This is a genomic window from Streptomyces sp. WAC05292 (genome assembly GCF_003949955.1).
Classification (GTDB): domain Bacteria; phylum Actinomycetota; class Actinomycetes; order Streptomycetales; family Streptomycetaceae; genus Streptomyces; species Streptomyces globosus.
Genome location: NZ_RPSE01000213.1, coordinates 1 through 10,398, shown reverse-complemented (window position 1 = coordinate 10,398; position 10,398 = coordinate 1). Strand labels below are relative to the sequence as shown.

Annotated in this window: 9 protein-coding genes; 4 read left to right on the top strand and 5 right to left on the bottom strand. The window is 73.1% G+C overall.

What is annotated here, in order from left to right; translation table 11 throughout:
• The first annotated feature begins 129 nt into the window (after positions 1-129).
• On the top strand, positions 130-1,395 hold the full coding sequence (aroA, locus tag EF903_RS20875; protein WP_260615693.1) for a 3-phosphoshikimate 1-carboxyvinyltransferase: 1,266 nt from the start codon (positions 130-132) through the stop codon (positions 1,393-1,395).
• A gap of 23 nt (positions 1,396-1,418) precedes the next feature.
• Positions 1,419-2,615 carry a 3-hydroxybenzoate 6-monooxygenase gene (locus tag EF903_RS20870; protein WP_125545388.1) on the top strand — a complete coding sequence of 399 codons (1,197 nt, stop codon included), beginning with the start codon at positions 1,419-1,421 and terminating at the stop codon, positions 2,613-2,615.
• A gap of 85 nt (positions 2,616-2,700) precedes the next feature.
• Here EF903_RS20870 and EF903_RS20865 read toward each other — a convergent pair whose 3' ends face one another.
• Positions 2,701-3,642: an NADP-dependent oxidoreductase gene (locus tag EF903_RS20865; protein ID WP_125545386.1), complete on the bottom strand. Its 942-nt coding sequence runs from the start codon at positions 3,640-3,642 to the stop codon at positions 2,701-2,703.
• 141 nt (positions 3,643-3,783) lie between these two features.
• Here EF903_RS20865 and EF903_RS20860 point away from each other — a divergent pair, with 141 nt between their 5' ends.
• Complete coding sequence (locus EF903_RS20860; protein ID WP_125545384.1) at positions 3,784-4,809, top strand: aldo/keto reductase; 1,026 nt, start codon at positions 3,784-3,786, stop codon at positions 4,807-4,809.
• A gap of 6 nt (positions 4,810-4,815) precedes the next feature.
• On the top strand, positions 4,816-5,673 hold the full coding sequence (locus tag EF903_RS20855; protein WP_221888756.1) for an arylamine N-acetyltransferase: 858 nt from the start codon (positions 4,816-4,818) through the stop codon (positions 5,671-5,673).
• A 196-nt stretch (positions 5,674-5,869) separates the two neighbouring features.
• Here the strand turns inward: EF903_RS20855 and EF903_RS20850 are convergent, their stop codons facing one another.
• From EF903_RS20850 to EF903_RS20835, 4 genes are all read right to left on the bottom strand, one after another.
• Entirely contained in the window at positions 5,870-6,355 is a 486-nt protein-coding gene (locus EF903_RS20850; RefSeq protein ID WP_125545380.1) for a hypothetical protein, read from the bottom strand.
• Positions 6,356-6,715: 360 nt separating this feature from the next.
• Entirely contained in the window at positions 6,716-7,549 is an 834-nt protein-coding gene (locus tag EF903_RS20845; RefSeq protein WP_260615692.1) for an arylamine N-acetyltransferase, read from the bottom strand.
• 10 nt (positions 7,550-7,559) lie between these two features.
• Entirely contained in the window at positions 7,560-8,951 is a 1,392-nt protein-coding gene (locus tag EF903_RS20840; RefSeq protein ID WP_260615691.1) for an FAD-binding oxidoreductase, read from the bottom strand.
• A gap of 26 nt (positions 8,952-8,977) precedes the next feature.
• On the bottom strand, positions 8,978-10,288 hold the full coding sequence (locus EF903_RS20835; RefSeq protein WP_260615690.1) for an MFS transporter: 1,311 nt from the start codon (positions 10,286-10,288) through the stop codon (positions 8,978-8,980).
• Between the last annotated feature and the right edge of the window lie 110 nt (positions 10,289-10,398).

Sequence of the window (10,398 nt, the reverse complement as noted above, 5' to 3'; positions counted from 1 at the left end):
GGCCCGCGGCGGCGCACCCGGAGACCGTCCCGCCCACCGCCGTGCGGGCGACCCGGGCTGGTCCCGCCCCGCGGGCCGGACCCCGCCGCGCGCCGGCCGCGGCGCCGGACACCGACACCGGGAGCACCCGTGAACCCCGTACTGACCGCCCGGATCCCGGGCTCCAAGAGCATCACCAACCGCGCGCTGCTCCTCGCGGCCGCCGCCGACGGGGTCTCGCTGCTGCGCGCCCCGCTGGTCAGCGACGACACCCTCGCCTTCCGCGAGGCCCTGGCCGGACTCGGCGTGCACATCGAGGCCGAGGACGGCGACGCGGCCTGGAAGGTCGCCGGCACCGGCGGCGCCCCCGCCGCCGGCGGCTCCGTGTGGTGCGAGGACGCCGGCACCGCCGCCCGCTTCCTGCCGCCCTTCGCGGCCGCGGGCCGCGGCACGTTCACCTTCGACGGCACCGGCCAGCTGCGCGCCCGCCCCCTGCGCCCGCTCGCCGAGGCGCTCGGCCGGCTCGGCGCGTCCGCCGAGGTGGCGGAGCCGGTCGGCGGCCTGCCGATGACCGTCCGCGCCGACGGGCTGCCGGGCGGGGACCTCACCGTGGACGCCTCGCTGAGCAGCCAGTACCTGACGGGCCTGCTGATGGCGGGGCCGCTGATGCGCGAGCCGCTGACCGTGCGCGGCGCCGGGCTGGTCAGCCGCCCGTACATCGACATGACGATGGCGCTGATGCGCCGCTTCGGCGCGTACGTGGACGAGTTCGACGACGGCGTGATCCAGGTGCTGCCCGGCGGCTACCGGGCCGCGAGGCTCGACGTCGAGCCCGACGCCTCCACCGCCTCGTACTTCTTCGCGGCGGCGGCCGTCACCGGCACCGCCGTGGCCGTGCCGGGCCTCGGGCGCTCCAGCGTCCAGGGCGACCTCGGCTTCGTGGAGGTGCTGCGCCGGGCCGGGGCCCGCGTCGAGATCGGCGAGGACACGACCACCGTGACCGGGACGGGCGCGCTCCGCGGCGGCTTCGACGTCGACATGGGCGACATCTCCGACACGTTCATGACGCTGGGCGCCATCGCCCCGCTCGCCGACGCCCCGATCACCGTCCGCGGCATCGGGCACGCCCGGCTGAAGGAGTCCGACCGGATCGCCGCCGTCGAGGAGAACCTGCGGGCCTGCGGCATCCGCACCGAGTCCGGGCGGGACTGGATCACCGTCCACCCGGGGGCGCCGGCGCCCGCCCGGATCGCCTGCCGCCGGGACCACCGGATCGCGATGGCCTTCTCGGTACTGGGCCTGCGCACCGCCGGCATCACGCTCGACGACCCCGCCTGCGTCGGCAAGACCTTCCCCGGCTTCCACGCCGAACTGGGCCGGCTCTTCCCGGCCCACGCGGGCACCGTCCGCCACTGACCACGAGAGGGGAGTGAGATCCCATGGCCGAGATACTCATCGCCGGCGGCGGCATCGGCGGCCTCGCCGCGGCGCTCGGGCTGGCCCGGCGCGGGCACCGGGTCACGGTCCTGGAGCGCCGGGAGGTCTTCACCGAGGCCGGCGCCGGCATCCAGCTCGGCCCGAACGCCTTCCGCGCGCTGGACCTGCTCGGGGTGGGCCGGGAGGTCCGCGACCGGGCGGTCGTCGTCGACGAGCTGCGGTTCATGGACGGCACGACGGGCGAGCGGGTCGCCGCGATGCCGGTGGGAGAGGAGTACCGCGCCCGCTTCGGCAACCCGTACGCCGTCGTGCACCGCGTGGACCTGTACCTGCCGCTGCTGGAGGCGGTCCGCCGGCACCCCGGCGTGGAGCTGCGGGGCCGCCACCACGTCGTCGGGTACGAGCAGCGGGCCGGGAGGGCCGCCGCGGTCCTGGCCGACGGACGCCGCATCACCGCGGACGCCCTGATCGGCGCCGACGGCCTGCACTCGGCGGTGCGGCGGCAGCTCGTCGGGGACGGCGCGCCGCGCGTGTCGGGGCACACGATCTACCGCACGGTGGTCCCGGCGGAGGAGGTGCCGCGGGAGCTGCGCCCGAACGCGGTGACGCTGTGGGCCGGCCCGAAGTGGCACTTCGTCCACTACCCGGTCTCCTCCGGCCGGTACGTGAACCTGGCCGCGACCCGGGACGACGGCGCCGCCGAGGCGGTGGCGGGCGTCCCGGCCGGGGACGGGGACGTACTGGCGGCCTTCCCGGAGCTGTCGGGTACCGCCCGCAGGCTGCTGGAGCTGGGCCGGGACTGGAAGGCGTGGGTGCTGTGCGACCGCGACCCGGTCGACCGGTGGACCGAGGGCCGCGTCGCCCTCCTCGGCGACGCCGCGCACCCGATGCTCCAGTACGCCGCCCAGGGGGCCTGCCAGGCCGTCGAGGACGCGGTGGTGCTGGCCGGGCTGCTGGACGGCTGCCCGGCCGATTTCGAGCAGCGCCTGGAGAAGTACGGGGCGGCCCGCCGCGAACGCACCGCCCGCGTCCAGCTGGTGGCCCGCGAGATGGGCCGCCGCCTCTACCACGCGGCGGGCCCGGCCCGCCGGGAGCGCAACGCGATGCTGGCCTCGATGGCGCCCGGGGCCATGTACGACGAGGTGGCCTGGCTGCACGGCCGCGAGGGCTTCGATCCGGCGGTCCCGGAGGCCGGTTGACCGCCGTCCGGGCGGACGCGGACAGGGGCGGCGGGGACACGTGCGTGTCCCCGCCGCCCCTTCGGCGGCTTCCGCCCCGGCCGGGTCAGAAGGTGAGGACGATCTTGCCGGTGGCGCGCTGGGACTGGCTCAGCTCGTGCGCCTTGCGGACGTCCTGGAGCGGGAAGGTCCCGGCGACCAGCGGGCGCAGCCGGCCCTCTTCGGCGAGGGCCGCGACCTGCTCCAGGACCGCGTGGTCGGGCGCCACGTTGACCGTGATGCCGCGCAGGCCCAGGGCCTCCGCCTTGGCCCTGATCTCGTCCAGGGCGAGCGGGTTGATGACGCCGATGTAGGTGCCGCCCGGGCGCAGGGTGCGCAGGGAGCGGTCCTCGTACTCGCCGCCGATCAGGTCGAGGACGACGTCGACGTCCTTGACGGCCTCGGTGAAGTCCACCGCGGTGTAGTCGACGACCTCGTCGGCGCCGAGTTCGCGCAGCACGTCGTGCTTGGCGGCGCTGGCGGTGCCGATGACGTACGCCCCGCGGGCCTTGGCGATCTGCACGGCGAGGTGGCCGACGCCGCCGGCCGCCGCGTGGACCAGGACGCGCTGGCCCGGCTGGATGTCCGCGCCGTCGACGAGCGCCTGCCAGGCCGTCAGCGCGGCCATCGGGAGGGCGGCCGCCTGCACGTGGTCGAGGGCGGACGGCTTGCGGGCGAAGTGGCGGGCGGGCCCGGCGACGTACTCGGAGTACCCGGCGGCCTCGTTCGGGAAGGCGGGCAGGCCGAAGACCTCGTCGCCGACCTTGAAGCGGTTCTCGCCGGGCGAGACGGCCACGACCGTGCCGGACACGTCCCAGCCGACACCGAACGGCGGGGTCAGCCACAAGCCGTATTCACGGATCTTCCAGTCGATCGGATTCACGCCGGCGGCGTGCGTCTTTACCAGAATTTCGGTGGCATTGGGAGCGGGGATCGGAGAATCCGTCAGGTTGAGGACTTCGGCTCCGCCGAGGGCTTCCTGACGCACCGTACGCATGGTTTCTGTCATGCATTCCATGATCTGCGCGCGCGTGTCCGGTTGTAAAGCCGGGCACCCGTCGATATCCGGCCATTCGCGTTTTCCCGTGACCTGACACAGCGGCCGGAAATTGTTTCTGCTTCGCAGAACACCGGCGCAATGCTCTGCCGTATGACTCAGCTGCGATCACTTGGTTCGGCCGGCCCCGAGGTTTCCGCTCTCGGCCTCGGCCTGATGTCCATGTCCGACTTCTACGGCCCCGCCGACCGGGCCGAGGGGGTCGCCACCGCGCACGCCGCCATCGAGGCGGGCATCACCCTCCTCGACACCGGCGACTTCTACGGAAGCGGCCACAACGAGCTCCTGGTGCGCGAGGTGCTGCAGAGCCACGACCGCGAGCAGCTCACCCTCAGCGTCAAGTTCGGCGTCCTGCGCGACCCGGCCGGCGGCATCCTCGGCGTGGACAACCGCCCGGAGGCGGTCAAGAACTCCCTGGCGCAGACCCTCCAGCGGCTCGGCACCGACTACGTCGACGTCTACCGCCCGGCCCGCCTGGACCCGGCGGTGCCGATCGAGGAGACCATCGGCGCGATCAAGGAGATGGTCGAGGCCGGCTACGTCCGCCACATCGGCCTGTCCGAGATCGGCGCGGAGACCCTGCGCCGCGCCTCCGCCGTGCACCCCATCGCGGACCTCCAGATCGAGTACTCGCTGCTGTCCCGCTCGATCGAGGACGAGATCCTGCCGACCGCCCGCGAGCTGGGCACGGCCGTCACGGCGTACGGCGTCCTCGCCCGGGGCCTGCTGTCGGGCCGCTGGAACCACCAGCGCGCCACCGCCAAGGACGACGGCCGCAGCAACTTCCCGCGCTTCAGCGGCGAGAACCTCGACCGCAACCTCCAGCTGGTCGCCGCGCTCGGCAAGGTCGCCGAGGCCAAGGGCGTCACCACCTCGCAGCTGGCGATCGGCTGGGCGATGGCCCAGGGCAGGGACATCGTCCCCGTCGTCGGCTCCCGCCGCCGCGACCAGCTGGCCGAGGCCCTCGGCGCGCTGTCGCTGGAGCTGACCGCCGAGGACGTCGCCGAGATCGAGCGGGCCGTGCCCGCGGAGGAGGTCGCCGGCACCCGCTTCGACGCCGAGGGCATGGCCATGCTCGACAGCGAGAAGAAGTCCGGCGCCTCGGGCCAGGCGGGCTGACCGGTGGTGCAGATCGGCAGCGCCGCCCAGTGGCAGGCCGACAAGCTCGACGTCGGGGCGTACCTCGACCGGCTGGGCGTCGAGGGCCCGCTGGAGCCGACCGCGCAGACCCTGCGCAGGCTGCACCGGGCCCACGCCCTGGCCATCCCGTTCGAGAACCTCGACATCCTGCTGGGCCGCGGCATCGACATCGACATCGAGGCCGTCCAGGACAAGCTGGTGCGCCGGCGGCGCGGCGGCTACTGCTACGAGCACAACATGCTCTTCGCGGTGCTGCTGGAGCGGCTGGGCTTCGAGGTGACCCGCCTGTACGCCCGCCCGGTCCTGGACGCGCCGAAGCCGCTGCCGCGGACGCACCTGGTGCTGAGCGTGGCCGTCGGCGGGGAGACGTGGCTCGCCGACGTGGGCTTCGGCGACGAGGGCCCGCTGGAGCCGCTCCTCGTCCGCGACGGCACCGTCTCCGAGCAGGCCGGCTGGACGTACCGGCTCGCCCGGGCGGAGGGCTCCGACAAGGAGTGGGTGCTCTGGCTCCGGCGGGGGGACGGCTGGTTCCCCCTGTACTGGTACGCCACGGAGGGCCACCACCACATCGACTGCGTGGTGGCCAACTACTTCATCTCCACGCACTCCAGCTCGCCCTTCACCGGGCGGGTCTTCCTGGAGCGCATCGCGGAGGACTGGCGGCTCAACCTCAACCACCGCAAGCTGACGCTGACCCGCGCGGACGGCACCGGCGAGGTCCGGTACATCGCGGACGAGGAGGTCCGCTCGCTGCTGGACGAGCGGTTCGACATCGAGCTGACGGAGGACGAGGCCAAGGTCGTCGTCGCGGCGCTGCCCGCGCCGCCGGCCGGGGACGCCTGACCCGCCCGTACCCCTGCGGGGCCCGTGGCGCACACCCTCGCGGTGCGCGCCACGGGCCCCGCTTTGTTGTTTTTTCGCCCGCGGCGGGCTCGGGCGCGGAGGGCGCCCGGGCATGCCGAACGGGCCCGGCGGGGGGATTCGCCGGGCCCGTTCGGGCGCCACAGGGGGAAGGGGCGTAAGAGGGGGTTCAGCGCGTTCAGCGGGGCTGGACGCCGATGCGGCTGCCCTTGCCGGTGGAGGCGCCGCCCGTGACGAAGGAGCCGTCCAGGCCGTGGATCTTGTACACGAAGTCGAAGTTGGCGGTGTTCCGGCCGGTGACGGTGATGTTGGCCTGGAAGGTGATGGTGGAGTTGGCCTTGCCGTCCGCACCGAGCAGCAGGGCGGTGTCGGTGTCGGAGTAGGTGCCGCAGCCGGTCTGCTTCCACTCGCCGTGCGAGGCGGTCGTGGTGTTGTTCGGCGAGGTGAAGTTGACCGTGCCGGCCGTCGCGTAGGCGCTGCCGTGGTAGCTGCCGAGGAAGGTCTCGCCGGTGTTGTCGTCCACGACCTTCCAGCTGCCCGGGAGGGTCAGGCAGCCGTTGGCGCCGTCGGCGGCGGCGTTCGCCGAGCCCGTGACGGCCGTCGCGGTGGCGAGCGCGGCGACGCCCGCGAGTACGCCGACCTTGATACGGGTGCTCTTGCGCATGTGGATCTCTCCCATGGAATCGAAAACGGATGGATTTACCGGGGCCGGCGGTGAACGCGGCGGCTTCGATTTCCATGATGGGCCGTCGAATTCGCGTGCGGTATGGACCAGGCGGCGATTCGTCAAGTCTGTGTAAAGGCATTCCGGCGCTGTGAGGGGCGCCCCCGAAACGGCCTCCGTCCGGGCCCGGAAACGTCCCTGAAAGGCCTTTCGCGGCCCCTGTGGAGTCCCCGGAAAGGACCCGTGCAGAGTCCCTGGAGAAGGCGCCTGGCGGGCCGGTGAGGCGGTGCACGGAAAAGGCCCTGCGCCGCAATCCGGATCCGGATTGCGGCGCAGGGCCTGGCGGCAGCGGGAGGGGCGTCAGTCGATCTGCATGACGATGCGGACGGCGGGGTCCACGTCCGGCTGCTTCGGCACCGTGTCGAGGACGATCCCGAAGTGCTCCTCGTACGCCGCCAGCAGGGCCGCGTCGTCGGGCAGCTCGACGGTCTCCCGGCCGGCCGCGGTCGTGCGGGTGAGCTCCCGGCCGTTGACGGTGACGCGGCCGTCCTCCTTCTGGTGGGAGACGATCAGGTTGTGCAGGAAGACCGAGTCGGGGGCGGTCCGGTACCACCACAGCGTCGGGAGGAAGTCCTCGATGCGGACGGGCCGCTCGTCGAGCCGGTACTGGATGCCGCCGTTCAGCTCGACCTGGATGCCGCCTTCCTCGGGCCGCACCACGCGGTAGTCGCCGTGCGGGTCCTTCTGCACCTCCGAGGTGCCGATGGGGAGCGGGAAGCGGCTGTTCTTGCCGAAGCCGACGTCGACGAGCCACTCCTCCCCGTCCAGGTCGACGCGGAGCGCGAGGTGGCAGAGCGGGGCGCCGAACGCGCCGCCGAGGAAGACCTGCCCGGAGAGGATCTCCACCCGGTAGCCGAGGGCCTCCAGGAGGTGCCCGAAGGACGGGTTCAGCTCGTAGCAGCCCCCGCCGCGCCGCCGGGTGACGATCTTGTCGTAGAGGAACTCGCGGTCCAGGCCCAGCTCGGCGCCCTCGACGTGGTAGTCGATGTTCTCGAAGGGCACCGACAGCACGTGCCGCTCCTGGAGGTGCCGCAGCCCGTGGATGTCGGCGCGCTCGGGCCGGCGGGCGCCGATCCGCTCCAGGTAGGCGTCCACCATCGCGTCGCTGAGCATGCCTGTCGTCTCCTTCGTCATCGGGTCCCCCTCACCGGGCACGCCACCCGGTCGGCGGGATGTTGTGGTTCACGCGGAACACGTTCTGCGGGTCGTAGGCGTCCTTGGCGGCGACGAGCCGCTCGTACGTCTGCGGGTCGTACGCCGAGCGCAGGTGCTCGGGCGAGCTCTCCAGCGCGCTGATGAAGCTGAGGAACGGGCCGCCGATCCGCCAGGGCTGCATCTCCTCCATCAGCCGCTCCTGGAACTCCCGTACGTCCTGCACGTGTTCGGGCCATACCGGCGCGCCCGCGAACAGGGTGTACGCGGTGTCCCGGTGCGGGACGGCGTTGGGGTGCCCGGGCTCCCGGCCCAGGGCGCCGCCGAGGTGGCGCAGCTCGATGCCGGGCCGGACGGCGTCCGCGCCCTCCTTGATCAGGGGGATCAGGGTGGCGATGGCGGCGTCGTCGAGTTCGCGGATGCGGGTGGAGCGCTCGAAGTACACGGCGGGGACCGTCGGGTCCATGTTGATGTCGGCGACGTTCGTGTACGGCATGTCCGCGACCGTGTCGAGGACCGGCTCGACCAGCTCGCGCAGCGGGCGCACCAGCTCGGCGCCCTCCTCGTTCGAGCCGTTGAACGCGATCCGGATGTGGGCGAGGAAGCGGCCCCGCACCGGCTCCGGCAGGACGTCGATGTCGGGGAAGCGCATCACGGCGATCGAGGACTGCATCGCGTCCGGCAGGCCCTGCGTCCAGTCGCGCCAGGCCGGCAGGATCCGCTCGATGTGCTCGCCGGGCAGGAACAGGCCGCCGCCGTACAGCCGGGAGACCGGGAAGAGGCCGATCTCGATCGAGGTGATCACACCGAAGTTGCCCTTGCCGCCGCGCTGCGCCCAGAACAGGTCGGGGTGGTCGTCGGGGGACACGTGGCGCAGTTCGCCGTCCGCGGTGACCAGGTCGAAGTTCTTCACGTGGTCGGCGGCGTAGCCGTAGGAGCGGCCGAGCGGGCCGAGGCCGCCGCCCAGGTGGTACGAGACCACGCCGACGCCGGGGGAGGCGCCGTTCAGGGGGGCCAGCCCGAAGGGGGCGGCCTCCTGGATGACGCGGCTCCACTGGACGCCGGGCTCGATGCGGGCGGTGCGGGCGCGGGGGTCGATGCGCACGCCGGTGAGGTTGCGGGTGTTGATCAGCAGGGCGCCGTCGGCGGGCACGGACACGCCGTGGCCGGTCGCCTGGACGGCGACGGCGATGCCGTGCCGGGAGGCGAAGCGGACGGCGGCCATGATGTCGGCGGTGCCGTCGGCGACGACCACGGCGGCGGGCCGGGTCTGCGGCAGGATCCGGTTGAAGCCGAGGGTCTCCTCCTCGTACCCGGCGGTGCCGGGCAGCAGCAGGGGGCCGCGCAGCTCGGCGCCGAGTGCGGACAGGTCGGTGGTGGACACGGACGTTCCCTTCTCCAACGGGTGGTTCACTGCGCCGCCTTGCCGGAGATGCGCAGGGAGGGGAGGGTGAGGGCGGTCAGCAGGACCACGCCGCCGCCGATCCAGGCGACCGTGGTGAGCTCGATGTTGTCGACGACGAGGCCGCCGACGAGCGCGCCGAGTGCGATGGACAGGTTGAAGACGGACACCCACAGGGCGGAGGCGGCCTCCATCGAGTCGGGCGCGTACTTCAGCATCCAGGTCTGCAGGCTGACGGAGACGCCGCCGAAGGCCAGGCCCCACAGGACGAGCAGGGCGATGCCGCCGGCCTGGTTCTCGCCGAGGACGGGGAAGAGCAGCATCGCGGCGGCGAGCGCGACGATGATGACCGTCATGGTCCGGGCGAGGTTCTTGGAGACGGCCGCGCCGGCGACGAAGTTGCCGATGATGCCGGCGACGCCGAAGCCGAGCAGCAGGAGGCTGATCAGGTCCTCGTCGATGCCGGAGACCTGCTGGAGCATGGGGCTGACGTAGGTGTACGCGGCCAGGTGGCCGGTGACGATCAGCGCGGTGGCGATGATGCCGGCGCGGACGCCGCGGTTGCCGAACTGGGCGATGAGCTCGGGGACGCTGACGGGCTTGGTGGCGGGCAGCTTCGGCAGCAGCACGAGCAGGGCGAGGAGGACCGCGAAGGCGAGGACGCCGAGCGTGGCGAACGCGGTGCGCCAGCCGGCGAGGCCGCCGATCAGGGTGCCGGTGGGCACGCCGAGGACGTTCGCGGCGGCGACGCCGCCGAAGATCAGCGCGGTGGCGCGGGGGATCGCCGCGGGCTGCACCAGGCGGAAGGCGAGGCCGCCCGCGATGGCCCAGAAGCCGCCGATGGTGACGCCGACGAGCACGCGGGAGGCGAGCAGGATGCCGAAGTTCGGGGCGAGGACGGTGACCAGGTTGGCGACGGCCATGACGGTCATCAGGCCCACGAGCAGGTACCGGCGGTCCATGCGGCCGACGACGACCGGGACGAGCGGCGCCGACAGCGCGGCGACCAGGCCGGGCACGGTCACCATGAGGCCGGCGGTGCCCTCGGAGACCTGGAGGGCGGAGCCGACGGAGGTGAGCAGTCCGATCGGCAGCTGCTCGGCGGTGACCAGGGTGAAGATGCCGACCGCGACGGAGACGACCGCGAACCAGGCCTTCAGCGTGGTGCGCTCCTCCGCCTGCGGCGGCGCTGCGGTGTCGGCGTACGTCCCGAACAGGAACGGCGAGGTCGCCTCGTGCGGGGTGCCGTGGTGCGGGGCGCGCACGGGGTGCGCGAACTCCATGACGTACTGCGGCGAGGTGCCGTGCGCGCCCCGCACCACGGCACCCCGCACGAGGCGACCTCGCCGTTCCTGTTCGGGACGTACGCCGACACCGCGGCGATCGCCGCCACCTACCCGGTGCCGCCGGAGATCCCGCTGTTCCACGA